This is a genomic window from Christiangramia flava JLT2011, assembly GCF_001951155.1.
Classification (GTDB): Bacteria; Bacteroidota; Bacteroidia; order Flavobacteriales; family Flavobacteriaceae; genus Christiangramia; species Christiangramia flava.
The window spans coordinates 706,162-732,878 of the sequence record NZ_CP016359.1; the positions used below are offsets into that span (position 1 = coordinate 706,162).

A 26,717-nucleotide genomic window follows, 5' to 3' on the forward strand; every position below is an offset into this window, starting at 1 on the left:
TCAAAATTTTCTATCAGGGTTAAAAGATGCCATATCTAAGCTGGTTGATTTTTTATCTATAATTTGACTCACGAGTTTCCCGGAGGCAGGTCCCAAACTCCAACCCATCATCGCATGTCCCGAATTAATGATTAGATTTTTCCATTTTTTTGGCCTGCCTATATAAGGAAGTCCGTCTGGAGAACAGGGTCTTAAACCGGACCTTGCGGAATTCCGTTCTTCTGAAGAAATTTGAAGCTGATCAAAATAATTTTCAGCAGCCAAGGCAATGGCATTCACTCTATTTGGGTTTACCTGATTATTGATTCCTCCTAATTCCATGGTTCCGGCAAATCTTGTAAAACCGTCCATAGGCGCCACGGCCACCTTCGCTTCGGTTAAAATTGAAGGAATTTCGATGCCTGTTGGTCTTTTAATATCAAAACTATAACCTTTCCCGGCTTCGATAGAAACTGAAATATTCAGTTTTTTTGCCAAAAAAGGAGTCCATGTTCCCGCTGCGAGGATCAATTCTTCCACTTCAAAACTACCATTACTGGTAGTTACTTTTTGGATCATCTCTCCATTCTCTTCAAAACCTTTTACCTCGCAGTTTTGATGTATGTCCACACCGGCTCTTTCCAGGAACTCTCTTAGCTGCTGCATAAAATCATCTGGCGTCATATGAGCATCGGTATCATAATAAAATGCACCAGTTACGTTGTAATTGGCCTTCGGAAATTCTTTGGCAAGCTCGGCAGTACTGTAATGCCTGATTCCCATACCTTCCTTCTTGGCGATCTCGGCAACCTCATGCTCCTCCCTTTCACCATGCTCGGTTTTATAACACATCAACAAGCCTTTTCGGGCATAGCTGAAAGAGAAATCTCCAGATTCCTGCATTTCTTCGTATAAGGCTCTACTGAACAAATTGATATCCTTCAAAACGGGAATGGCCTGCTGGACTTTGAATGAAGTAGCTGATTTCTTAAAAGCCCAGGCCCAATTCAGGAAATTTCGTTCTAATCTCGGTTTTACATAAAACGGACTCTGATTATTCAACATCCATTTTAAACCTTTCGTAATTATTCCGGGAGAACTCAGGGGTATGAAATGACTGGGAGTAATGTAACCGGCATTCACGTACGATGCTCCACCGGCCATATTTCCCTTTTCCAGCACGGTAACCTTATGGCCTTCCTTTAACAAATAATAGGCTGTACACAAACCAATGATCCCGCCTCCTATGACTACGCAATTCTTCCCCATACCCTCATATTACCTGAAATCCGAATGCATACGGGTCTTCTTCATCAATCGTGATGGTGTTATGCCCAAAGACGCGAGCCCAACCCTGAATGCTGGGAATGATCGCAGGATAGTGTTCAATGCTGGTTTCTTTTTCGATCTTCCCGATGAATTTAGATCCTATAAAACTTTCGTGAATAAAATTTTCTCCTGGTTGTAAGAGACCTTTAGTGTATAACTGGGCCATTCTGGCTGAAGTCCCCGTACCGCAAGGAGAACGGTCTATTGCCTTATCGCCATAAAATACGGCATTTCTTCCCGTAGAATTGGGGTCGATGGTTCTGCCCGTCCATAACATATGGCTCACATCGCGGATCGTTGGGTTCTCGGGATGGATAAAATGATCGGGATATTTCTCATTGATCTGCTGCCTTAAATACTGACTGAGCCCTATAATTTCCGAAGCCGTAAAATGCTCCAGCCCTTTATAATTTTTTTGAGGATCTACAATTGCATAAAAGTTCCCACCATAGGCCACATCGAATTGAAGTTCTCCCAGATCGGGACAGTCAATTGTTAGTCCTCTGGCAGCGAGGTAGCTCTTTACATTTGTTAGCTTCACCCAATCTACTTTGTTTCCAGTTTGCTGATATTCGATCTCCACCAGACCGGCCGGAGCTTCCATCTTGATCTTCCCGGGGACTTTTGGGTGAATCAGGCCTTCTTCAATCGCGATAGTGATGGTGCCTATAGTTCCATGCCCGCACATAGGCAAACAACCACTGGTTTCAATGAATAAAATGGCAAAATCGTTCTCCGGGTTATGTGGTGGATAAATGAAACTACCGCTCATCATATCATGGCCCCTCGGCTCGAACATCAGCCCCTTCCTAATCCAATCGTATTCCTTTAAAAAGTGCTGTCTCTTTTCACTCATATCAGCGCCCTTAAGTAAAGGTGCGCCGGTCTTTATGACCCTTACCGGATTCCCACAGGTATGAGCATCTATACATTCGAAGGTTTGTTTGATCATTTACAATCCAAATGTGTTTTTATTATGGAAGTAATTCTTCTGGAAAATCCTGAAAACTTACTGGTCTTAACCATCTTTTTATGGCAGGTATTCCTACGGAAGTAAATCGACTGTCTGTCGAAGCCGGGTACGGTCCACCATGTGTCATAGCCGGCGAAACCTCTACTCCAGTTGGCATGGCGTTGTATATCACTCTTCCTGCTTTATGCTGTAAGATTGCCACCGAAGCTTTCAAGGAAGAAAAATCTTCGGGTTCCGCAATAATGCTTGCCGTGAGTTGTCCATGCAGTTTTTCCAAAGCTGAATTTAATTCCTGGAAATTGCTACAGGTGACGATCATGGTAAAGGGCCCAAACACTTCCGTCTGCAATTTTTCATTCTGAATAAAATTTTCAGCAGATACTTTTACAATGGTTCCCGCGGCCATATTGTTTTCAGTATCATCTGAACCGGAAAGGACCTGAACGCCTTTTTCGTCCAGCAATTGGTTCTTTCCTTCCTGAAAAGCCTTTTTAATTCCAGAGTGCAGCATGCACTGTGCTTCGATTTCTTCAGAGAATTGCTTTAAATGAGATTCAAATACAGTATTATCTCCCATCTTCAAAATGATTCCCGGATTCGTGCAAAATTGTCCTGCGCCAAGGGTGTAAGAGCCCGCGATTTGTTTGGCTATGGCTTCTCCTCTTTTTTCGATAGCTGTTTCTGTCACGATCACAGGATTCACGCTTCCCATCTCAGCAAAAACAGGAATTGGCTCCTCTCGTTTTGCTGCCAGATCGTAAAGAGCACGGCCTCCCCTAAGACTTCCGGTAAAACCAACTCCCTTTATTTTGGGATGTTTGACCAATAGTTCTCCAACTTCGATACCCGAACTGTTCAAATTTGAAAATACTCCACTGGGTATTCCCGTCTTTTCAGCAGCTTTCACAATCGCAGAGGCTACTAATTCACCCGTTCCAGGATGTGCCGGATGTCCTTTCACCACCACTGGACAACCTGCTGCAAGAGCGCTTGCCGTATCGCCACCCGCAGTAGAAAATGCCAGTGGAAAATTACTAGCCCCAAAAACCGCTACCGGCCCAATTGCAACGCTGGTGCGTAGTAATCCCGGTTTTGGCAGCGGTTGCCTTTCTGGGTTTGGCTCATCTTTATATTCGTCTTTCCAATTTTCCGTAGTAATATAATCAGCGAAAGCTTTCAGTTGATTAACTGTTCGCCCTCGTTCTCCCTGGGCACGCCCTTCTGGAAGTCCGCTTTCCGAGCAATAGGTTTGAATCAATTCCTCACCAAGCTCCAGAATTTCCTGGGCTATTGCGTTTAAAAATTCCGCTCTTCTGGAAGCAGGTAAGGCAGAATACTCCGGAAAAGCTTCAGCGGCCTTTTCTACCGCAGCATCTACATCCTTTTCCGAGGCGTTATAGAATTTAGCTTCCTTCTCATTATTCTTAGGATTTACCGATTCAAAAACGGATGTTTCATCAGCGGTAAGTTCTCCTGCTACGTAATTCTTTCCTGTAAGCATGATCTCAATTTAATTTTAATTCCTGTAGATTTTTCACCAAGATTGGTCATTTCAGGATACCAGTACTTCTGATGTAATTTCGGGCCTTGTAGCCATAGCTTTGTCCAGGATCGCCTGAACCTGCTTGCGCTCTTCACCTGCCAGCGGCAATCGTGGTGCTCGAACGTTCTCCGTTCCTATTCCTGTGGCTACTTCAGCCAACTTGATATTCTGAACCAGTTTTGGATTGATATCCAGTTCCAGCACCGGCAAAAACCACCTGTAGATCTCCAGCGCTTCTTTAATCCTCCCTGCTTTAACCAATTTGTATATCGCCACGGTTTCCTTTGGAAAAGCACAAACCAGTCCGGCTACCCATCCGTTTGCTCCCATTATCATACTTTCCATGGCCAGGGTATCCACTCCGCATAGAATTTTTAAACGGTCATCAAACCTGTTGATGATCCTGGTGACATTGGAAATATCTCGTGTAGATTCTTTAACCGCCTGGATGTTATCCTCTTTCAGTAATTCTTCAAACATATCCAGCGTTACTTCGATCTTATAATCTATAGGATTATTGTACACCATGATTGGTAAAGAGGTGCTTTTGGCGGTTTCCTTGAAGTATTCTGTAGTTTCACGATCATCGGCCAAATATCGCATTGGGGGAAGCATCATCAAGCCGCTTGCGCCATCTTCTTCGGCAATTTCCGCAGCTTTTATAGCTCCTTTTGTGGTTTGCTCGGCAATATTCATAATTACCGGAACTTTTGTCCCCACGAGTTCTTTTGTAAAACGTGTCAATTCCCGTTTTTCATCATATGTTAGGGTGCTAGCCTCGCCTAAAGTACCTCCAAGAATAATTCCGTTGACCCCAGCATCAAGCTGTGCTTCGATATTGGTTTGGAACATTTTAAGGTCCAATTGATCATCGGTCGTAAATTTTGTAGTAACTGCGGGCATTACCCCTTCCCATTTTATAGCCATGTGTGAAATTTTTAACAAAAATAAAAGCATAATCCCTCTTGCGGTTTGTAGGTATTAGCTGAACATGATACAATATTAACATGTAAATTGACAAATCATATTTTTTTTAGTAATATTTACAAAAAAACATGAAAGTCTTACCTTTTAAAATCCCTAAACCTGAAAAAGAGGCACTGGTCTATCAAGAAGACCATGAGACTGTTTTTTACGATAAATTGCATCAACACGAAGAAATCCAGATCAGTTTTATAAAAGAAGGCAGCGGAGCTCTGATCGTGGGAGATAGTATCAATGAATACAAGCCTGATGACATACTGATTATTGGGGAAAATATTCCGCATGTGTTCCGAAGTGATCCGGAGGCTTATCCCGTTTCGATTATGTACACGCTGTTTTTCACCACGAAATCTTTTGGAAAAGAATTCTTCAATCTCACCGATCTCAGTGCGATCAAAAAATTTTTTGATGAATCGGAATACGGCATGAAATTCAAAGCTGATGAAAGTAAAAGAGCCGTTTTCCATAATTTGAAACACCAGAACAGGATCGAGCGCATCGCCAGTTTGCTCTTGCTTTTAAATGAATTGATTCACGCGGAACGCCAGCCCCTTTCTTCGTTCGTATACCAAAAGAAATATACCGAGGATGAAGGAAAACGGATGAACGATGTGTTTCAATACGCGATGAATCATTTCCAGGATACCATTTCTCTTGAAGATGTTGCAGATGTAGCATTCATGAGCAAAAATGCCTTTTGCCGGTATTTTAAAAAACGAACCAATAAAACCTTTTTTCAATTCCTGATAGAAATACGAATTGAACATGCGTGTAAATTGCTTTACAGGGATCAGGATTTATCGGTTTCAGCTATTTCCGAGCTTTGCGGATTTCAAAATATTGCCAATTTTAATCGTAAATTCAAAGAACTTAAGGGAATCACTCCCACTCAATATCGCCAGCAAACAGATTAATTTTCCTGCAACAGGCTCTTCCTAATCTTCAATTGCAAATCGTTTTCCGGAACTATTTTGATCAGGTCATATTGCTTTTCAACTAATTCAGTTTTTTCATCATCGGCACTGGACCTATCCAGTGAAAGTGCGGCAAGCTTCAGGTATTTCTCATAATCTGGGGATCCTGTGGATTCCACATACTTTCGAAGTTCTTCCTGCGGTTTCCCGGCCATTTTAGTTACGCTGTCCCAAAACTCGTTTTCCGTGTAACCCCTTCCCTGCTTCCTATAAAATTCCTCATACAGGTAGCGCATTACATCGTCCAGCGACTTCTCATTATCACTATCATTCCGGATAGCAATGTCTAATAACAACGCCATGACTGGTCCTTTTTGGTAATAGGAAATAGTTGTTTCGGCTGAAATAGCATCATTATTCAAAAAATAGTTCCAGACATCAAAACTGGATCTTTCCAAAGACATGTGATCCTTACCTGATTTATTTTCAATGGCTTTTATATGGGAACTCAAAAATTCGAGGACTTCATTTGCCGTCAACAAACCGGCATTTCGCATGATGAGATATTCATAATACACCGTAAAACCTTCAGCCACCCAAAGCATGGTGGTATAATTTTCCTGGCTGTAATCAAAAGGGCCTAACTCGATGGGACGGATGGCCTTCACATTATAAAGATGAAAGTATTCATGCGTGAGAAAGTTCAAAAAACGCTTATAAGCAAGATCATTTTCAAAATTAAAACTGCCGTACGTGAATACCGCCTGGGAGTTCCAGTGTTCGAGACCACCACCTCCCGGTTCCATCATGATAAAAGTATAGTCATTAAATGGAATATGCTGCATCAATTTGGTGGTGCTGCGAAGGATCTTTCGAAGATCAGCCACAAATTTCTTTTGATCCAGACCTTCAGGCGTAGCAATAGACAGGGTTATCTTTTTTTCCAATTCCTGAAATTCAATGATCTTCTGATTTCCCAGGTATAGCGGACTATCATATAACACATCAAAATCCGGGGCATAAAACTTTCCCTGATCCACCTCTGTCAATCCTGTGGCAATTTTGTCCCATTGCTTCGGTAAATGTACCTGAAGACTTACCGATTTATCCAAATTCCCTTCCGGAAACATGAAGATATCGGTGTTGGCCATAAATGCTTTTTCTTCGGAAATATTTGATTCTGCCACCGATTTTCGGTTGGCGTAAACCCTGTAATCCACAAAGACTTCGGCATTTTGTCCATTTTCCAGTAACCATTTGTTTTTTGCAATTTTGTGCCATTGTAATGGTTCGCCGGAAATGGTACTTACCTTAAAATCTATGATGTGCGCGGGATTATCCAGGATCTTATAATATCCCGGAGTCCAAACCGGCAAGACCAGTGTCGTTCTTGCCGAATCCAAACTAACTAATTTCAGCTGTACTTCGGCAAAGTGAGCGGCCGGTTCTTTAAAAGAGATCATATAGGCTAATTCAGCATCTTTTTGGAAGGCTGAAGCTGAAGGCACCAGAAAACTATAGCTACCTACAAGAAGTAAAAGTGATAAAAATCGATTCATTGCCATTTTTTAAAAAATCATGCTGAAAAAGTTCAAGGTCAAATTTCTGTAAAAATGCCACTCCAACCGCCTCCTTTATGCATATTGATTTCAATTTCATCTTCCGAAGTGACCTTTTTTGATCTTTTAGCATAATCTTTTGCTACTTTATCAGAATTCTTTCCGTCCTCCATCCATTCTAACTGGTAAGTAGTACCAGGCTTTAAAAAAGACAAATCTATAGTGAACGTTCTCGCATCCTCATCAGTAATTCCTCCCAAATACCAGGAATCGTGATTTCGGCGCGCAATTACCAGGTAATCATCGATCTTCGCTTCCAGGACTTTCGTTTCCTGCCAAATTACCGGAATCTTTGAAATGAACTCGGCAGATTCCCGATTCTGATAATAATTGGACGGCGTATCTGCCAGCATCTGTAAAGGAGCTTCAAAAATGTTATACAAGGCAATTTGATGCGCCCTGGTGCCCAGCGTCATTGGTCTGTCAAAACGCACGGCAAAATTCTCTTGGTGAGCATTATCCATACCCCCAGGAGTATAGTCCAGAATTCCAGCAGTCATCCTTGTAAAGGCGATGGTAAGATCATGCTCCGGGGTGATCTTATCTTCCCATTTATCGTTTTCGAGACCTTTTACCGCCTCATAATTGATAATATTCGGGTAAGCCCTTTGCATTCCGGAAGGTTTCATTCCCCCGTGATAATCGACTAAAAGATGATGCTTCGCGGCACTTTTCGCCAGTCTTTCATAAAAATTAGTTACATATTGATCAGCTCTCTGGATAAAATCGACCTTCACGCCCTTCACGCCCCATTCTTCATATTTCGGTAGAAGCGCTTCCATATTTTCATCCAGTGGCCTCCATAAACTCCAGAGAATGATACCTACATTTTTGCTTTTGGCGTAGGCGCTCAGTTCCTCCATATCAATATCATCATTCGGCTCCATCACATTAAGCGTGCTTTTGGACCAGCCTTCATCCAAAATGATATATTCCAGCCCAAACTCTGAAGCAAAGTCGATATGATATTTGTACGTTTCCGTGTTGATCCCACTTTCAAAATCAACGCCATACAGGTTATTCGCATTCCACCAGTCCCAGGCAACCTTCCCAGGCTTTACCCAGGAAAAATCCTGCAGTTTCAGCGGACTTGCCAATTGATACACCAGGTTATTTTCGATAATCTCCCGATCATTCTCAGAGATCATAAAAACCCGCCACGGAAAAGTCCTTTCCCCGGATGTCCTGGCAATATATGCTGCTGTTTCTTCAATAGCCTCCAAACGGTCCTGCCCTTCCTTCAGCTCTTTTGTTTTTAAAACATACTTCGGAAATTTGCTCTGAAACCCTGTCTCGGTCTTTTCCAGGAAGAGATTCGGGTAATCAAACAAATTTGATTCGCTAACTGAAAGGCTGATTCCTTTTTCGTTGGTAAACAAAGTTGGCAGGCCCGCAATAGTACCTTCCTTTATTGCGGAAGTGGCTACTTTTTCATAATAGTTCTCGAAATGAGAAATCAGGCTCTTTTCTTCCGGCAAATAACAGGTATAATCTTCGGCTAACTTAAGGTCCAGTTGCTCATCAACCACCTCAACCGTGCCCTGGAGTCTGGAAACAAAGCGATAAGCCCAGCCATTATTATACACGCGAATTTCCAAATCGTAGTCTTTGAAACTCATCTTTAGAAAGCTATAATGATCTTGGATGATTTCCGACTTTACCGGGAGACTGGCCGTAATTTCCTCATCAATTATCGCGGAAGCTGTTTCCTGTAGCTTCTCGCTTCCGCCGAAAGAATGACCGTTGCTAAACTGCATTTTCGGGCGAACATGCTCGATCAAAGCTTTTCCATTAAGCCACACCTTCACCTGAATGCTATTTTCATGCTCGATTTCCAGCTTGATATGGCCATTAGGCGAAGAGACCGTTTCCTGCGCTTTCAGCGGGAAGATCATTAATAAAAATGCTAAAAATAGGAGTCTAATTTTCATGTTTGAGATCGGTATTTTCAAATTTAAGTCGGTAAGGCCATTGTTCATCGTTGCCTGGGTCACCGTCTATTTTGTGAATGGAATGTTCTTTTGGAGCACCGCTCACCACAAACCACAGATGCCTGGTATTTACAGGGATTTTGAAGCTCACTTTATTTTCAGGTGCACTATAAACTTCGCCGTAATGACGCTCCCCGTCTTGAGTCACTGCTAAAAAACCATATCTCCAACCGGCAATTTCGGGTTTCACTATATGGAACTTTTCACTTTCAGTAATTGCTTCAAAATACACTACTGCATCCCCGTCTTCCGGAACATCCAGGGCCATTGCATTATAACCATAATTTTGCGGAGCCTCTTTTTCAGCAATTTCATACCAGCCATTTTCAAGGGCAGATAATTCGGAATGATGAATATTGGCATATTTTCGGCTCACCTTGTCAATTCTTGGGAGGTCCCAGGTAACAAAGCGCCTGGCAGCATCAAAAATTTCATCATTAAAGATTTCCTGGTTGATATTTGTTAACCGCTGATAAGTAAGCACTGGATCTTCTCCCTTTTTTGAGCTTCTCCAAAGTTCCCCGATAAAAGTCTTCCCATGAAGTGTTGACCAGTATTCCAAAACGAAAGGAGAGTGATACATGTTTTCTTCATGTAAAAATGCACGGTAGGTGTTATCCAGGAACGCCTGTAAATGATAATTCTCGAATTCGATCCAGTTTGGATAAACCTGCCAGAGCATCCACTGAGAGGTCATTTCCCAGATACTTCCGCCATTTTTGAAACCAAAATGGCCATCGGAGCCGGTCAAATACTGAAACGAATGCCCCAGTTCATGGGCCAGTGCGCCATAAGGGGGTTGATGGATGCGGACAGCTGGCGACCATAACATTCCTATGCTATCCTTTCCTGAACCATAAGCTGTTCCATTTTCTCCCCCGAAGACATACATCAGGATTTTGGTGGTATCAGTAGTAGATTTTCCTTTTTCTAGAAACTGAAGTTCCTCGACATAATATTTAAAAAATCGTTCGCCTTCCATAACCAGCGAATCCACGTTAAACGTCTTAGATCTCTCGTCATTTTGGGCCGGATCATTCCCGTATTCTTTATCCCAGAAGATCGCTATATTTTCAGATTCCCGGAACCTGGAGAAACTGTAAATGCTTTCCGGGTCTTCATAATCATTCGAATCTGGAACCATCCATACCTGCTCAGGAATGATCAGTTTCTTGTTGACTACTTTTGTGGCAATTTCTGCGTTCTCCTGCTGGTTCTTGCAGCCAAAAACCATCAGTATTATCAATATGAAGAAAGCTACTTTTTTCAAAATTTTCAATTCATCCCGTTATGCTCCAGCAAGTAGCGGGTAATTAATGTAAAGAGGTGCAACGACGTATTTTGTCCTTCCCGAATCCCGTGAGAACGGTTTGGGTACGCCATCATGTCAAATTGCTTATTCTGGCGGATCAGTTCATTGACGAGAAATTCCATATTTTGATAATGCACATTATCATCACCGGTGCCGTGAATAAGCAAAAGATTCCCTTCCAGGTTTTTAGCGTAGGTTACAGGAGAGCCCTCGATGAATTTTGCCATGTCTTCCGAAGGCAGGCCCATATAGCGCTCCTGGTAGACATTGTCATAGAACAGCTGATTGGCGACTCCTGCAACTGCCACTCCGGTCTGGTATATTTCGGGATAGCGGAACAATAGATTCTGTGTCATGGAACCTCCTCCACTCCAACCCCAAACACTTACGCGTTGATCATCCAAAAAATCATAAGTTGCCAAAACCTTCGTGGCTGCTTCTGCCTGATCCTTGGTATTTAAGACACCCACCTGCTGGTAGATACTTTTGCGCCAGTTACTTCCTTTCAAACTTGGTGTACCGCGATTATCGATATTGATGACTACAAAACCCTGTTGAGCCATATAGATTTCATACAATCCAATCCATTGATCGGTGGCGACCACTCCCCATGGCTCACCATATACGTGAAACAGCACCGGATATTTTTTCTGAGGATCAAAATTCAAAGGTTTGGTCATCCTGGCGTCCATCTCAATTCCAGATGCTGTAGTTACCTGGAAGAAGGAAGTTTCCGGAAGCTTTAAGGAGTTTAGTTGATCCTTCAGGTTTTGATTGCTTACTAAAGTCTTTATCGATTTATGGTCTGGAAGATTCACCAGCTGCACCGTTCTTGGAGTATGAGCATTCGTAAAAGAATGTATTGCATACTGACCGTTTGGGGCAACATTGTAGGTGTTCACCCCTTCAAAATTGCCGAGCGTGATCTTCGTCAACTTTCCGTTGCCATTCAAAGGGATTTTATACAAATAGCGCTGGGTCGCATTTTCCGGAGAGGCTGAAATATATAAGTTTTTATCATCTGTCTGGTAATAGCTTGCCACATCATACTTCCCGGGCGTGAGTAATTTTTTCTTTCCCGAACGCAGGTCAATTTTATAGATATGCCTCCAGCCATCGGTTTCGGTCATTCTCAAAAAGGCCTTTCCCTGATCCACGATCAACTGGTCGTTATTTCCCCACTGGTTCGAAGAAATATCTGGATACCGCAGGTCGACCCAGGTTTTTTCCGTTTCAGTATAGACCTTATGTAATTCAGCTGAGGAAGGTCTGTAAGTATAAATAACAAGCTGATTCTGTTTCCGGTTTAACTGCTGAATCAGCAACAAATCTTCATCGATCCATTGCATGGCCGGCAAATAATGCTGTACAGGGTCACCCGGTATGTTGATCCAGTTTACTTCCGAAGTCTTGGAGTTTATAATGCCAACTTTAGCCGAAGAGGGATCATATCCGGCTTTGGGATATTGAAGCGGAATCGGTTCAGAATAGACCGAATCTGTATTATCAATCATATAGAACGTCCCGATCTCTGAAGCATTTAATTGCCAGAAGGCAATTTTGGAGGCATCGGGACTCCAAATAAAACCATCACGCATACCGAACTCCTCTTCGTAAACCCAGTCAAATGTGCCGTTAATGATATCTCCGGTTCCATCTTCAGTTAATTGAGTAAGTTCTCCAGTTTGAAAATCTTCCTTATAAATATTGAAATGGTGAACATAGGCTACAAATTGATTGTCTTCAGAAAATTTCGCAAACATCAGAGAGGAAGGGGGAAACGTTCTGCCTAATTGCTTCAGTTGCCCGCTACTGAAATCATAAACCCAGTAGTCTCCTTTCGTGTTGGAACGCCACAAGCGGCTGGAATTCGTAAAAATAAGCACTTTAGTACCATCTGGTGAGAGGGAAAAATCTTCTATTTCCAGATTCTGCCCATTTGCCTGGAGTTTGCCTGAAGCTAAAAAGACGCTTTTCTGGTAGTTCTTGCTTTCGTAACGTATCAGTTCATCATTCCCGTTAGCATCTTTTTCGATGCTTACAAACGCATTCCCTTCCTCTATCCAGAAAACAGGGCGGGCGTAATCACCTCTAAATTCCGAACTCGAGTATATACGGTCTAAGCTCAGAAGAGAATCTGTTTCCTGTGCGTTGCTAAGGAAGATACATCCCAAAAACAGCAACAGGATCATTCTGGTTTTTTTCATGTAGATCATATTGAAAATTTCAGGTTTATCGTTCCTTGACGATTTCTACTTTTAAATAGTACATATATTCAATCCTCCAAGGAGTGAAGAGATACTGGTTGCTGTTGGTAATTGGAATGCTTTGCCATTCTCGCGTAGGCTGGATGTTTAACTTTTCCGAAGAACCTTTCAGAACCAGCGGTAAATTAAAGTTATCTACTACATTTTGATACCGATAAAAGATCTGATCGTTTGGTGCATCTATATACAGCTGCAAAACAGGAATTTTGGTAGTGGTAAGATACTGTTCAAAAACACCAGCATAATCGTAGCCCGCTTTTTCTGAAATATACTCCTGGATCGTTTCTCCGTTTACTGTTTGGTTATGGAAGGTGAGGTTCAAACCGGTAAGAATATTCTTAAAAAGCTTATCGTCATCCATACTATGACGGATCGTATGCAGCATATTGCCTCCTTTAGGGTACATATCACCGCTTCCCTTCGCATTTACTCCATACGCAGGAATAACAGGCCGATCGTTTTGGATACCTCGCCGAATACCAAAATTATAATCATTCGCAGCCTCTTCGCCATAGACGTAATCCAGAAATAGGGTTTCGCTGTAATTGGTGAAGCTTTCATGAATATACATATCTGCCAGGTCGTTAGTAGTGATATTATTCCCAAACCACTCGTGCCCACTTTCATGGATGATGATGAAATCCCAGGTTAGACCAAGACCGGTGCCCGAGCCATCTCTCCCCCGATAGCCACCGGCATACCAGTTGCCATAGGAAACATTAGACTGGTGTTCCATCCCGGTATTATCGGTCTCCACCAGTTTATAACCGTCTTCGTAGAAAGGATAAGGTCCAAACCAGTATTCAAAGGCATTCAGCATATTATGAACTTCCGGGGGCATGTAGTTTTTTGCTTTTTCCAGGTGATAGTCCATAACCCAGTAATTCAAATCCAGCTTTCCCTTGACCCCAGTGTATTCTTCTGAAAAATTCTTGTAATGACCAATATATGGGATAATGGTATAATTGCTTATCGGGTTTTCCACACCCCATTTATAAGAAGTCGTTCCATCCTGATGTTCCATTTTTTCGATCAAACGACCATTTGCGACAGCCATGAGCTCTTTCGGCACCCGCATATTCAGTGATGCGCCCCGATCTGGCTCATCGCTTTGATGATCTTTGTTTGGATACCAGATAGAAGCTCCCAACCCCTGGCAGGTCACGGTCATCCACGGCCTGCCTTTCTCATCTCTACTAAAAGACCAGCCTCCATCCCATGGCGGCCGCACGGCCTCGTGAGGTTTACCACTGAAATAAATTTTCACCTGGTGCTCCGAACCCATTGTTTGAACAGGCGTTTCAACGTGGTACACATTCCCTTCTCTACTGAAATTCAGAGAACGGCTATCATCATATACAATACTATCGATAGCTAATGGTTGCTGCAGGTCAATTTGCATGCGATCAGGATGCTTTTCCTGGATAACCTTGTAGGTGATATTGTTATATCCGGCTGTATATTTTTTATCAAAATCAGGTGTTACGGAAATATCATAACGCATGACATCCCACCAGGCTCTCTCCGGAGTGATCGATCCACGAAGTGTATCAGCACGCGTATATTCCTGCGAAAACGCGTTGCTTTGAATGATTAGTGCAACTATTAACAGCAAGCAGGTTTTCAAAAAGGTCTTATCTATCATGTTTGTTTTTAGAAATTACTCTCTTGTTATTTCCATTTCCAAAGGCTTTTCCTTTAAAGGGATTTTATAATAGCCCCTTTCCTTTGGAAAATCCATTTGCCAGCCTTCGGAAACTTTTACGTAAGCATACGGCGTATAAATATCTTTTGATTCCAATTCTACTGACACTTTACCGGAATCTTTCAGATACCGAAAAGAAGCTATTTTCCCTGCAGCCAGTTCGATCCACAAACTTTCGGGCTGCAGAAAAACTTTGTTTTTTGCAGCGGTTGTGATGGACACTTCAATGGCATTCGCCTGGTCTTCTATATTTCCACCGAACGCCAGCCATCCAAAATCATCATTTTCCACAATATAGGTAGCTGAATTGACTGCGTACCCAAAAAATCCCGAGCCATAATCACCTGAAAGATAATCGATTTCCAGTGTGGAAGGAAATGAATGAAAAGCGGCGGGGCCAAATCCATCCTGGGTAATATTGGAAATAGCACCGAGAAGTCCGCCATAACCAACCTTTAACAGGTAAAAATCATCGGGTGTTTCCCGGTATTTTTTTAATACGGGAATGGCATTCAGCCCAGATCCATAATGATGAATTTGACGCTCGATCCTGGAGAGTTTGCCCCCGTATAAAAAATCCCAATATCGGCGGGCATTCCCATTGTAGGCCCAGTGAGGCATCGTAGGCATATAGGCCAAAATAGCATTCAGGGTCACTTCAGCTTTTTGATCGTAACCAAAATAATCGCTCCACATAAACACTTCCTCCTGCCCCGTAGAATCCCAGGGCATTTCACTTCCGAAGGGATAATTTAAAGATTTCCAGTGATCTGCACGCTTTTTCATTTCTGATTCCAGAGCAGAAGCCATATCGAGCATCCCTTCATTTTTAAGATCTTGAAGTATATACAGAAATACGGTGCCTTCCATCTGCCCAAATTCTGCATACCAGGGAGCCAGCTCTGTCATGGCCATCGCCGTATGATAGGCGTTCTCGAGAAACCACTTCCAGTCGTGGGTCTCTACCAGTTTCTCATGGTAACGGGAAAGCCTGTACATCGTCCAGTAGGCTGCTGCCACGTGCGGGTAATTATAGGAACGGCCAGGATCATCAGCGCCTTTTTTGTTCCAGGCAGCCCAGGTTTTGTAATTGATGCTATCGCTGTAGGTTCCTTCCGGCATTTGCTCAGGCTCGTAATAAAATATACTTTTTCGAACACCATATTTTTTATCCCCTTCCTGGTACTGAATTCCTCCCCATAAGGTTTCATCAATAAACTTCTGAAGTTTCTCTATTTCAGACTTTTCGGGTTGTATGAATTGTTTCATCATCGCACCCAACCAACTGCCGGCTCCACCTTCATCGCTCAGGCCGGCTATCCAGGCCCGGCTGTCCTGTTTGACCTGTCTTTTCAATTCGTAATCGTATGAAATGACCGAATTTGTTCTTCCGAAGATGCTATCTGGTTCATCAAACCACTGTTCGGTTAAGAGGAAATGACCAAAATCACTCACCACATCACTTTCAGGTTTGATAATCTTGTAATTAATGCTCTGCGTTAAGCCATCCTGGTAGGTGATTAGAAGCCGCGCTCTTCCCCATTTTTTTCCGCTGATCGTATATTTAAAAAAGCCTTTTTCATTCTTTTCGGGACCGGATACGTTTAAGGCTCCAGTTGGGAAAACCTGCATATTGGAGATTTCTGAATGATGCTTCAGAAATAATTGGGCCTCCACATCATTTGGTAGAACATAACCCGGCACGCCAACGGCTACGGGCCTCGATTCTTGCAATAAGGTATTCTGAATTCCGCCAATACTGGGTGCGAGTACGAACTTCAGTGCGAAATTGATCGTTTGCCCGGGATCCAGTACCACAGCAGAAGCCTGATTCCATTGCGGCACATCCTTCCATTCATTTTCCGTATAAGCTTTACTGAGGGCCATCCATTCATGAACTCCTTCAAAAACGATGCTTCTCCGGCTTGGATCGTCCAGTAAGGGACGATACGCTTCAAAAGGCATATTTTCCTCCGGGAGAACTAATAACACCTCGCCCTCGCCAGTAAGATGCTTGACCTCCAGATAACCGGCATCCTGGCCTATATAAGGATCAAAAAATACATTATCTGCGTGGGTTTGATCAAGAGTCTTTCCTTCCAGAATGTTATTAAACGCCATAGGGGCTCCCAAAGCTCCGATTTCAACTGAATTCTGAGTTGGGTTAGTGATCTGAAACCTTAGAACCAGATCTCCATCTTTTTCCTCGTAAAATCTTTTAATCTTCAGCGGATTGGAATCAGGAAGGGTATTGGTAAGGTCTGCTGCTGCCAGCTGGTTGCCGGAAACCGATAGTTTTTCAACCTGTTTTCTTTCCGTCGCAGTGGAAAAAGATTGCCAGTCTCCCTGCTCCGTTTTAATTCTGAAATTCAGATCCCCGAGATAGTAAATACTATCCTTATCTCGAATGTCTATCCGTTCACCCGGTGTAAAATCGAAATCGGGATTAGAATTGGGATAAAGCCCGGCCACCGTTTGTGAAGCATTCACGAGCTTTAAGGTAAATTCCCGGGTCTTGAATTCAGAAAATCCCTCACTGATTCCCAAAGTTGATTCCCGTTCTTTAATATTATCCCAGTAGGTTGGCTTATCCTGAGCCAGTAGCCCGTTAGTGATAAAGAGGAATGCCAAAAAGAAGTAAACTGTATTTTTCATAATCACTTTTTACGTGTTCTAAATTTGTAGATTCCCGCGCTTTCTTTCGGGATGGTCATCTGCTCTGCTGAAATATCAATTTCCTGCTCCGAAATACTGATGCGATCCTTATTATTTTCGTCATTGAAGACCATATCGTTCGCACCGGAAATCACGAAAGCCATCCCACTTTTTTCTACGGAATCCAGAAAAGAATTTAATTTTAAAATTTGGTCTTCGTGGGTGGCATTGACCACCGATACTGTTAAGTATTCGCCATTTTCAGTTAAAGTTGCAGCCACGTTGAGCGGCGCAGGTGAACCTTCTATTGATACCGGCTGTGTTCCAAATTCTTTACGGTATAATTTCAGGACGAGGCCTGTACCTTCCAGCCAGGCATCCGTTTTGGTTGTTTTGATCGCCCCGATGACATTTACGGTCTGGGCATAATTGGCCATGAAATATATATCAGACTGCCTGCTGAATTCATTTAAACCGGCCGCAATTCCGAGGGCGTCCCTCAGGAAATAACGAGTTCCAAGAAGTCCGTATACATGAGGGCCATACCAATAGTTCCATTCATCCATGGCTATTTTGATATTCTTTTCTTTCAGTCCCGGAATCTCCCTTCTGGCCCTGCGATGTTCTTCGGCAACAGAAGCGATCACTTCAGGCATTTGCTGCACATGTGTTAAAAGACCCCCGGCATGCCAGTCTTGCTTATAAAAGTGCTCGCTAATGTAGGTCATGTGATCGGCACAGTTTTCATACATCCAATCATTCCATTTTCCGGGATAGCCCACCGCTATCAACTCGATATTGGGATCAACAGCCCACATCGCCTCAGCTACTTTATTATGTTTGACTACATAATCTTCTACCGGCATGTGTCCTAACTGCCAGTCACCAAACATCTCATTCCCAACTGCCCAGAGTTTTACGTTATACGGCTCAGGGTGGCCATTTTCAGCCCTTCTTTTACCCATAGTACTAGATGGAAATCCATTCACATAGGCTACTTCTGCTGCAGCCAGTTCGGCCGTACCTAAACCAGTATTCACGGCAATATTTGCTTCGGCATTTAACAGGTCACAAAGATCCATGAACTCATGTATGCCCACATCGTTATATTCCAAACCGTTCCAGGCCCTCTCATACCGGGTAGGTCTTCGATCAGGATCGCCAATTCCATCCTTCCAGTCGTAACCAGAAACAAAATTACCGCCGGGCCATCTATAGACCGGTGCATTCAATTCTTTGAGCAGTTTGATCACTTCCGGGCGATAACCCTTAATATTGTCAGAAGGCATCAGGGAAACGGCAGCGAGACTTAGAGTTCCCTTACCCAGGAAAGTGATCTCCAGTATCCCATTTTCCGTAGCCTCTTCTGAAACAAATTCAAATGGGATTGTTTGAAATTCCATACCAGAAACCTCAAAATCTTTAGCACTACCATTTAAGCTGATCCTCACCTTACTGATTTGACCAGCCTTAAAAACAAGGCGCCCATCGTATTTTTTAGAATCCTGAAGGGCTATCCCTTGCTGACTGATGCTTATTTGATCCTGGACCTGAAAAACCGGCAATCGCCCCCTGGAGAAAGTAAAGGAACTATCTATTTGAACGCTGTTGGTATCCACAGTACTCTTCCAGGCTGAATTCTTAGTACCGGGTAAATGAAAAAATTTACGATCAAGGAGCATTTCAGCCCATAAGCCGCCATAAATAGATTTGCCCATATGTTCTATAAACTGCCCGTAGATATAAGGAGACATAGCTTCCCGCGGCTCATCAAAATTCAGCGTGATCTCAGGTTTCAGCTCTTTTGCTGAAAGTTCCTGTAAGCGAAAATTATCAAACCAAACCTCCCCTCTTGCACGCCCATTTTTACCTAATACGAATTCCAGGATAAAGCTGTCATCCATTTCGGTGGAAAATTCCATTTCCACCTGGGACCAGCGGTTATCAGCCTTGAAAACGGTATCCCCGCTGAAGTCAAATATACCCAAACGAATTCCCGCACCACTTTCTGAGCGTGCCCCCTCGACGCCTGAAGTTTTGACCCAACCGGTTACGCGGTAGGTTGCGAAGGGCTTTATCGGGATTTTTCGGAACCACCTCTCAAAGCTAAGCGTATCTGAAGACAACTTCAGTACCTGACTATCAAATTGCGCAGAAACGGTATCAGAATAGTGTTCCGGGGCGCTCCAGGGTTCATAATTCCAATCGGCTTCTTTTGCCTGCACCCCTTTGGAAGGGGAAAGTAAAACTCCATTGGCTTCTTGATCACAAGAAGTAAGTGCCAGCAGCAATATGATATAAAAAAAATGACGGATACCTTTCATGGAATTTTGGCTCACTTATTTAAAATCGGTTGAAAACCGCCAGTGGGCACCATAGTTTTCAGGTATTTCCTGGTCTTTTAATAACAAACGCAAAATTGCTACCGGCATCTTATTCTCTTTCATAACGCGATCATGGAACTGTTTTTCGGTCCATCCATTCTCGAGTAGCTCTCCTCTCAGTGCATAGAACTGCAAGCCTCCAATCATGTATGCCAATTGATATAAGGGCGGCGTATAAGAAGTAGCAAATGATCTTCTTACTTCAGCTTCTGCGTTGGCATATTCATGGCCAACCTCGTTCACCAGCATATCTATACATTCCTGAGGCGTCCAGTTCCCCAATTGATAATTCAGAGAAAAGATGATCCTCGCACAGCGGTGTATTCTCCAGAAAAGCATTCCCATTTTTTCTTCAGGTGTTCGCGGAAAATCTTTATTCCAAAGGATAATTTCCCAGTACAGTGCCCAACCTTCCATCCAGAACGGGGTACCGAAAGCTTCTCGGTAAGGCTTATTCCGGTTGTTCATAAAGAACTGCAGGTTGTGACCAGGCTGCAACTCATGTTGTACTGTTGGAAAGGAAAAATTTGGATTATTTCCCCGCATACTCATGAGTTTGTCTTGATGTGTCATCCCCTGAGTAGGATACGAGATGCTAATCTCCCATCCTCCGGTGAAAAATGGATTTACTTTTTGGCGCTCGGGCGTCATCATAATCATCCCCCAGGTCTCTTTGGCCAGATCTGGAATGGTGATAAGATCACGCTCTTCGATGAACTTAACTGAATACTCATAAAGCTCATTGATGGCTTCTGGTTGCTTCCCTGGAGCTACATAAGTGTCTTTCACATGTTCCAAGGCTTTTCTCCAATCATCACCGTAGCCCATTTCATTTGCAGCTTTGATCATCTCGGCTTTGCACCAGTCGAATTGTTTTTCCGCAGTCCTGATCAACTCTTCCGGAGTGTAGGGAATGAACTCGTATTGGAGGCTCTTAATCAGGGCTTCCCTGCCAATAGGTTTTCCTATGATCCCACTTCCATCATCTTTTTGATCTTCTTTAGAATAATGCTTTTCTAAAAATTCTTCGTAGTCTGTAAGTTTTTGATCCAGTTCCTCATACGGGCTTTTCATCCACCAGGTAAATTCAGGATCATAGTCAAAATAGAAATTATAAGCCTCTTCCAGACCTTTATGCAATGATTTGACCACGGAAGCTGCTTTTTCTGCTTGTAGCCAGGTGTCATATGGCTTGGTTTCCAAGGTCAGCGTTTTTTCGGAAATCGCTTTTGTTGCATTATTAAAAACCATGGCCAGCTTTTTGGAATCTGGTTGTGCCCCTCTTCTCCTCTTCTGAATAAATGAATAGAGTTCTTCTGCAAAATTGGCAACAGCTGCTACTTCCTTAAAATCCTGAAAGTCTTTTGACAACTGATACTGTTCCTTTTGAACCAGGTTTTTCAGCAGCACATAATCGGCCTTTCCATCTTGTGATAAAGATTCAAAATCGATATTCTGCAGTTTTTGTTGCCAGTCTTCGTAGAATTGCCCCAGGCGTTCGTAATATTCCTGTGATTCCCTCATGGTATAGGTACTTCTTAAAGCATATCTGTCTGCCCGGTAAGTATGAATCACATCTATCATATCATTGGCGTGCAGCGTTGCGGAAATACTCATGGAAATTATCAGAAAAACGATCTTATATTTCATACTCTTATTTCGGTTAAAAATTTTCTTTATTCCAGGCTAACATCCAGGTATACGGAGTGGCGGCCATAAGTTTCATAAAAAGGTTTGAGCAGGACTCCGTCTACTTCAAATGTTAATTCTTCCGGATTTCCCTTGATGGAACTGCCTATATCTTTTGCATTCAGTTTGATCTTACGCCAGTTGTCTCTTGGCCCCTCTTCCTGGGCAGCCAGAAGAACAGGACCATAGAAAATACTGGCAATATTTTGCTGATCCATTATGGGATCCAGATGGAAACTAAAAGGAATTTTTAATTCCACCAGATCTCCATCTTTCCATTTTCTATCCAGGCTCACATAAGAACCTGGTTCGGCAGCAATTTTTTCCGGCTTTCCATTCACTTTCAGTACAAAACCTTTTTCAGCCCAACCGGGAATGCGCAGTTTCAGAGTGAATTTTCCTTTTCCGTTTATTTTCAGACTGGTATGGTCCTCCTTCGGAAAATTGGTCTCTTGCTCTATAACGATCCCTTTTTCTTTCCAGTTCAAAGTGGAAGGCACAAAAAGATTGACGTAAAGCTCTCTATTATCAGAACTTCGGAAGTAAATGGTGTTCTGTAATTTGGTACTGCTTTCCAGCGCGGTTCCATTACAACAGGTAAAACCGGTCATATCCGGATTTCCAAAACGTTTAATAGATCCTGCCCTCAGGGGCACATGATACGTATTGGCCGGGGAATCTTCAGCTACCGATGCCAGGATATGATTGTACAAACCTCGCTCATAATAGTCCATCAACTCCGGGCGTTGCTCAAATAAGAACAAATTGCGCGTGAGCTTCAGCATATTGTAAGTGGCACAGGTTTCATTCTGCCCTCCTGCCGAGAGTCCGTTTTGATAAAGCGTGCCCGGCTGGCTCACAAAACATTCCGCGTTTGCCGGGTTTCTGGCACCCGCCACGCCGCCAATGCTGTACATATAATCATTCATGGCTTTAAACCAGAAATTATCCGCCACTTTAAAATATTCAGAATCCTTCGAATCCCGGTACATTTCCAAAGCTCCTACAAACTGCGGGATATGTTGATTGGCGTGTAAACCCCTAAAGGTATCTACGTTCTTCGCCAGCCCGTGGGAATGGGATGCATCGCCAAAAAAAACTTTAATATTGTCGAATAACCGGGCTGTTTCCAGGTACGAATGCTCTCCTGTGATCCGGTACAGCCGGGCCATTGCCTCGTTCATACCACCAAATTCGCCTGCGATATAGCGGTTCCACATGCTAATAAGCGTCTCGGTAGGCAGTTGGCTTAACCTCGCATGTACCCAATCGCCCATCCCCTGCGCCACACGAAGTGCTTTTTCATTACCACTTACTTCATAGACATCCATCAAACCGGCCAAAATTTTATGCAGGGTGTAGTAAGGAGCCCAAACCTGGTTCTCCTGACCTCCGTAGGTAGCGCCATTTTCCAGCATGATGAATTGATCTGGAGGATATGCACTAATGAAGCCTTCTCCCCAATTCCAATAATCGGTTCGAATGCCCTCTTCACTAAGATCAGAGCTATATTGTGATTTGCCGGGACCGGTAGGGATCTTGTTGGGATCGCTTTCATATTCGGAACTTTTAGCAGAAGGTTTTCCTGATAATTGTGATAACTCGTAAAGTACATTTACCATATACTCCATTTTATCAGAAAAGTTCTGCTGAAGTTCTGGATCATAGCCGGTGCTGGCGTATGCCTGGGCGATGGCCGTGAGATAATGTCCGGTGGCGTGGCCGCGCAATTTTGTTTCCTGCGAATCCCAGACTCCTAATGGTTCTGCGCCTTCAGGCTGGGGCTGGCCAAATGCATTGCGAAACATATATAGAAACGAATCAGGATTAGTACCTGCCAGAGTATGGATAAACTTATCTCTATTTTCAATGAATTTCGTCTTTTGTCCTGCCTGGTTCTCTTTAAGGCTCACCTCGTCCAGTTCAAAACTTTCCAGCTTTCGGGCTGGTGTGTTTTCTTCAGGCGAGTCTAAAACTTCCACCGTGGCCACGGGTTTAAGATCTGTTCCCGGAACACTGCCGGTTATCGTGTAAACACCTTTTTCAGCAACCGAATGATTATCCTCCGGAGCCGGCCATAATACACTTACTTCAGGCCCTTTTATCCCAGCCTGGTATTTCCCCGGCAGGTGCCTTGGTAATCTGGGCAAATTCCCTATCGTGGTTTGTAGTTTCACATCTTCTACGGAAACTAAATACTCATTGTACAATTGCGGTGTTTCTTCAGTAAACTTCGGGAGATTATCTTCGGCTTCTTTGCGTTCGTTCACCACCGCGTTATTTTTCCTGATCGCATTTTCAAAAATTCGCTGAACCTGATCCGGGTTTAGAGCAACCCGGTAAAGCCGAAAATCGTGAAGTTTGGCCTGTAAAGGCTTTGCGGAATCGTCCAGCGCTTTGCCTATAAATAACTTATTCTTTCCTTCCGTTTCAATATCAAAAACGTCCTCCAGTTCCATATTGATATTTTCAACTGATTTAATCGCTGCTCCATTCACGAAAGCGGTAAGCCTTCCGGAAGAAACATCGATCACCACGGCAATATGAGCCCAGGGATATTTTTCAATGGCTGCTGAAGGGGCCTTCAGAATGACATTTTCAGTCTTTCCCGAAATGATTCCGGCTTCGAATTCGGCTGAATTGGCTGTTCCAAAGGGAACCAGAAAAAAATGAGAGGTATCGCTTTTTCCGAAGTCAAACAAATAAGTTCCCGGGGTTTTATCCTCAGGTTGTATCCAACCCACCACGCTGATGGATTCCAGGCCATTTAAGACATTTGATGGCAGAGACACATAGGCTCCATCCTTTAATGAAATGACTTTTTTGAAAAAATCATCCTCCACAAACTTTGCGTCGCCATGAATTTCTGCGTGAAGATTGTTTCTGGACCAGTCTTTTTGGTCATTATCAAAAACGTACCTGGCGATCAGACCGGTTTCTCCAATTCCATCAAGAATTTGATCGCCCTGAGCTTTGATACTGGATTGACTGCAAAAGATGTATACCGTCAGCATACAAATCAGTCTTTTATAAATTATCATTTTTTAGATCTTTAATTCTACAATTTGGTCTTAATCCTTATAAATCTGGTCCCATGATGGTGGATCAACATGAAGCAGGTGTTTCACGAAAAAATCCCGTCTTTTTCGTTCCCCAAATTCTCCTCCTGAAGTATGATTTTCCCCAGGCAACACCACCAGTTCAAAATCTTTCCCGGCTTTGATCAGCGCGTCTGCAAACTGCATGGTGGATGCGGGATCCACATTATCGTCTACCTCTCCCACGATCAGCATCAGGTTACCTTGTAACTGATCAGCATGTTCTACATTTGAAGAGGCAGCGTATTGCGGACCTACGGGATAGCCCATCCATTGCTCATTCCACCATATTTTATCCATTCGGTTGTCGTGGCATCCGCAGGACGCAACTGCCACATCATAAAAATCGGAATTAAAAACCAACGCTCCTCCCGCGCTTTGACCACCTGCTGAAGTACCCCTGATTCCAACTCTTTCCGCATCCATATACGGATATTTCTTCGCCGCTTCTTTAATCCATATTTTACGATCGGGGAACCCTGCATCCTTGAGGTTTTGCCAGCATACATCATGAAATGCCTTTGACCTGTTAGAGGTCCCCATCCCATCGATCTGCACTACTATAAACCCAAGTTCTGCCAGAGAACTCATCGCCCAGAAGTTAGAATGGAAACTTTTGGGAACAAAAGAACTATGCGGGCCGGCATAGATATATTCAATCACCGGATATTTTTTATTCGGGTCGAAATTGGTTGGCCTCACTATAATTCCCCAGATATCAGTTTCACCATCTCTACCGGCAGTGGTAAAAACTTCCGGCATTTTCCATCCGGTGTTCTCCAAAGCTTTAATGGAAGCTTTTTCCAGTTCCATGACAATTTTCTGAGATTTAGTCTTTTTCAGCACCGCTTCCGGAGCAAGGTCGACCCGTGAAAATTGGTCGATATAATAGGTTTTATCAGGCGAAAAGCTAACCTGGTGATTTCCGTTCTCAGAGGTCAACCGGGTAAAATTCCGACCATCAAAATCAATACTGCAATAGTGTAATAAATAGGGATCCTGGTCTTCGTCCATTCCGCTTGCGGTAAAATAAATCTTCCTGTTTTCGTTGTCTACAGCAATTACTTCGCGCACGGGCCATTCTCCGGAAGTAATTTGATTCTTGACCTTGCCTGTTTGGGAATTATAAAGATACAGGTGGTTGTAGCCATCGCGCTCAGACGCCCAGATGATCTCAGTTTTACCGGGGACATCGTGACGAAATTTCTTACCGCTGTAATCTATAAATGTGGGGCTGGATTCGTCTATTATCGCCGCGGCATTACCATTTTCCGCATCTACTTTAATGACGCGATAGACCTGGTGGCCCCGCTGGTTAAACTCAAAAGTGAAAGCACTATTATCTTCTTCCCATTTAAAATTATATAGTCCAAATTGCGACAGGAACAGATCTGTCGCGACGGGGAGATGTCTCTTTTCTGAAACTTTAAAAAGTTGCGGACTTCTGAAATCCATTTCATCTCCGGGTTTGAGGTAATCCCTGGATTGTAATTTTGGCTGAAGCTGATCTTCCGGAGAAGATTCCACGAAGTAGATCTTATGTTCTTTTCCCGGCCGGACCTTATACGCCATCAGTTTTTTACTATCTGGAGACCAGAGCATGTTCGGGGAATAAAAAAAGCCTTCATTTCCATCGTAACTCAGCTGAAATTCTTCTTCCGAGTCTGGCTGCCTGATATACACATTGGCATTTTTTATAAATGCTTCATAGCGTCCATCGGGTGATAGAACGGGTTTGCCTTCATCTTCCCTATTTCGTCTGCCCCAGTATTCCCTGCTCCGGCGTTCGCGTTTGATGGTATCTGTGACCAGAACCTGTTTGCTTTGGAGATCCATTTTGAATTTCAGGGAATCATTCTGAAAAATAAGCTGGTTTTCCTCTATTTTAAATTCGGAGAGGTCCATTTCTTTTTCATTGATATTTTTCTGAAGAGCGGCACTGAGATTACCGGCCATCAGGGAATGATCAAAAAAAGCTTTTTTCGTCTTGCTTTCCGCATTTACCAGAATGTATTGCGTTCCGGTTTCCGCATTATTTCTATACCAGAATTCTTTGTCGTTCAACCAGTGGAATTCTGAGGGATTGTTGAAAACCTTATTTCTATACAGGGTATCTATTGCTTCCGCTCTTTGATAATCTTCTAATGTCCCCTGGCAATATCCGGCATAGGAAATCGAAAGAGATACAATAATTAGGAATTTTAGGATTTTAGGATTCACCATCATAGAAGCTGCAATTTTTTATCAATTTAACCATTTTGGCCCATCTGGTTTT

General features: G+C 43.1%; 15 protein-coding genes. 1 reads left to right on the forward strand and 14 read right to left on the reverse strand.

What is annotated here, in order from left to right; all coding sequences use genetic code 11:
* Genes GRFL_RS02825 through GRFL_RS02840 form a run of 4 tightly spaced genes read right to left on the reverse strand, consistent with a single transcriptional unit; the run spans position 1 to position 4,751 of the window.
* Positions 1-1,248: an NAD(P)/FAD-dependent oxidoreductase gene (locus GRFL_RS02825; protein WP_083643193.1), complete on the reverse strand. Its 1,248-nt coding sequence runs from the start codon at positions 1,246-1,248 to the stop codon at positions 1-3.
* A 4-nt stretch (positions 1,249-1,252) separates the two neighbouring features.
* Positions 1,253-2,260, reverse strand: coding sequence for a 4-hydroxyproline epimerase (locus GRFL_RS02830; RefSeq protein ID WP_083643194.1), 1,008 nt, complete (start codon positions 2,258-2,260; stop codon positions 1,253-1,255).
* Between the two features lie 22 nt (positions 2,261-2,282).
* On the reverse strand, positions 2,283-3,782 hold the full coding sequence (locus GRFL_RS02835; RefSeq protein ID WP_083643195.1) for an aldehyde dehydrogenase (NADP(+)): 1,500 nt from the start codon (positions 3,780-3,782) through the stop codon (positions 2,283-2,285).
* A gap of 51 nt (positions 3,783-3,833) precedes the next feature.
* Entirely contained in the window at positions 3,834-4,751 is a 918-nt protein-coding gene (locus GRFL_RS02840; protein WP_083643196.1) for a dihydrodipicolinate synthase family protein, read from the reverse strand.
* Between the two features lie 128 nt (positions 4,752-4,879).
* Here GRFL_RS02840 and GRFL_RS02845 point away from each other — a divergent pair, with 128 nt between their 5' ends.
* A complete protein-coding gene (locus GRFL_RS02845; protein ID WP_083643197.1) occupies positions 4,880-5,722 on the forward strand; it encodes an AraC family transcriptional regulator in 843 nt (280 codons plus the stop codon).
* Here GRFL_RS02845 and GRFL_RS02850 read toward each other — a convergent pair.
* From GRFL_RS02850 to GRFL_RS02895, 10 genes are read right to left on the reverse strand one after another with little or no spacing between them, the layout of a single operon-like run.
* Positions 5,719-7,281, reverse strand: a complete 1,563-nt coding sequence (locus GRFL_RS02850; RefSeq protein ID WP_158091603.1) for a M61 family metallopeptidase — start codon at positions 7,279-7,281, stop codon at positions 5,719-5,721. The two genes, GRFL_RS02845 and GRFL_RS02850, sit on opposite strands and share 4 nt — an antisense overlap.
* A gap of 38 nt (positions 7,282-7,319) precedes the next feature.
* Positions 7,320-9,272 carry a glycoside hydrolase family 97 protein gene (locus GRFL_RS02855; protein ID WP_158091604.1) on the reverse strand — a complete coding sequence of 651 codons (1,953 nt, stop codon included), beginning with the start codon at positions 9,270-9,272 and terminating at the stop codon, positions 7,320-7,322.
* Positions 9,262-10,602: a DUF6055 domain-containing protein gene (locus tag GRFL_RS02860; RefSeq protein WP_139839193.1), complete on the reverse strand. Its 1,341-nt coding sequence runs from the start codon at positions 10,600-10,602 to the stop codon at positions 9,262-9,264. Before GRFL_RS02860 ends, GRFL_RS02855 begins: the two co-directional genes overlap by 11 nt.
* A gap of 5 nt (positions 10,603-10,607) precedes the next feature.
* A complete protein-coding gene (locus tag GRFL_RS02865) occupies positions 10,608-12,851 on the reverse strand; it encodes a S9 family peptidase (protein ID WP_083645934.1) in 2,244 nt (747 codons plus the stop codon).
* Between the two features lie 25 nt (positions 12,852-12,876).
* The gene (locus tag GRFL_RS02870; protein WP_083643201.1) at positions 12,877-14,556 is read right to left on the reverse strand and encodes a M1 family metallopeptidase; all 1,680 of its coding nucleotides are present in this window, start codon (positions 14,554-14,556) and stop codon (positions 12,877-12,879) included.
* Positions 14,557-14,571: 15 nt separating this feature from the next.
* Complete coding sequence (locus tag GRFL_RS02875; RefSeq protein ID WP_083643202.1) at positions 14,572-17,271, reverse strand: DUF5695 domain-containing protein; 2,700 nt, start codon at positions 17,269-17,271, stop codon at positions 14,572-14,574.
* A 2-nt stretch (positions 17,272-17,273) separates the two neighbouring features.
* The gene (locus GRFL_RS02880; RefSeq protein WP_083643203.1) at positions 17,274-19,595 is read right to left on the reverse strand and encodes an alpha-L-arabinofuranosidase C-terminal domain-containing protein; all 2,322 of its coding nucleotides are present in this window, start codon (positions 19,593-19,595) and stop codon (positions 17,274-17,276) included.
* A gap of 15 nt (positions 19,596-19,610) precedes the next feature.
* A complete protein-coding gene (locus GRFL_RS02885; RefSeq protein WP_083643204.1) occupies positions 19,611-21,305 on the reverse strand; it encodes a DUF885 family protein in 1,695 nt (564 codons plus the stop codon).
* Positions 21,306-21,331: 26 nt separating this feature from the next.
* Positions 21,332-24,358: a beta-L-arabinofuranosidase domain-containing protein gene (locus GRFL_RS02890; protein WP_236995866.1), complete on the reverse strand. Its 3,027-nt coding sequence runs from the start codon at positions 24,356-24,358 to the stop codon at positions 21,332-21,334.
* Between the two features lie 57 nt (positions 24,359-24,415).
* Entirely contained in the window at positions 24,416-26,668 is a 2,253-nt protein-coding gene (locus tag GRFL_RS02895) for a S9 family peptidase (RefSeq protein WP_236995867.1), read from the reverse strand.
* Between the last annotated feature and the right edge of the window lie 49 nt (positions 26,669-26,717).

Excerpts from the sequence above, each read along its gene's own strand:
- GRFL_RS02825 (WP_083643193.1), bottom strand. The coding sequence starts at position 1,248 with ATGGGGAAGAATTGCGTAGTCATAGGAGGCGGGATCATTGGTTTGTGT.
- GRFL_RS02830 (WP_083643194.1), bottom strand. The coding sequence starts at position 2,260 with ATGATCAAACAAACCTTCGAATGTATAGATGCTCATACCTGTGGGAAT.
- GRFL_RS02835 (WP_083643195.1), bottom strand. The coding sequence starts at position 3,782 with ATGCTTACAGGAAAGAATTACGTAGCAGGAGAACTTACCGCTGATGAA.
- GRFL_RS02840 (WP_083643196.1), bottom strand. The coding sequence starts at position 4,751 with ATGGCTATAAAATGGGAAGGGGTAATGCCCGCAGTTACTACAAAATTT.
- GRFL_RS02845 (WP_083643197.1), top strand. The coding sequence starts at position 4,880 with ATGAAAGTCTTACCTTTTAAAATCCCTAAACCTGAAAAAGAGGCACTG.
- GRFL_RS02850 (WP_158091603.1), bottom strand. The coding sequence starts at position 7,281 with ATGAATCGATTTTTATCACTTTTACTTCTTGTAGGTAGCTATAGTTTT.
- GRFL_RS02855 (WP_158091604.1), bottom strand. The coding sequence starts at position 9,272 with ATGAAAATTAGACTCCTATTTTTAGCATTTTTATTAATGATCTTCCCG.
- GRFL_RS02865 (WP_083645934.1), bottom strand. The coding sequence starts at position 12,851 with ATGAAAAAAACCAGAATGATCCTGTTGCTGTTTTTGGGATGTATCTTC.
- GRFL_RS02870 (WP_083643201.1), bottom strand. The coding sequence starts at position 14,556 with ATGATAGATAAGACCTTTTTGAAAACCTGCTTGCTGTTAATAGTTGCA.
- GRFL_RS02875 (WP_083643202.1), bottom strand. The coding sequence starts at position 17,271 with ATGAAAAATACAGTTTACTTCTTTTTGGCATTCCTCTTTATCACTAAC.
- GRFL_RS02880 (WP_083643203.1), bottom strand. The coding sequence starts at position 19,595 with ATGAAAGGTATCCGTCATTTTTTTTATATCATATTGCTGCTGGCACTT.
- GRFL_RS02885 (WP_083643204.1), bottom strand. The coding sequence starts at position 21,305 with ATGAAATATAAGATCGTTTTTCTGATAATTTCCATGAGTATTTCCGCA.
- GRFL_RS02890 (WP_236995866.1), bottom strand. The coding sequence starts at position 24,358 with ATGCTGACGGTATACATCTTTTGCAGTCAATCCAGTATCAAAGCTCAG.
- GRFL_RS02895 (WP_236995867.1), bottom strand. The coding sequence starts at position 26,668 with ATGATGGTGAATCCTAAAATCCTAAAATTCCTAATTATTGTATCTCTT.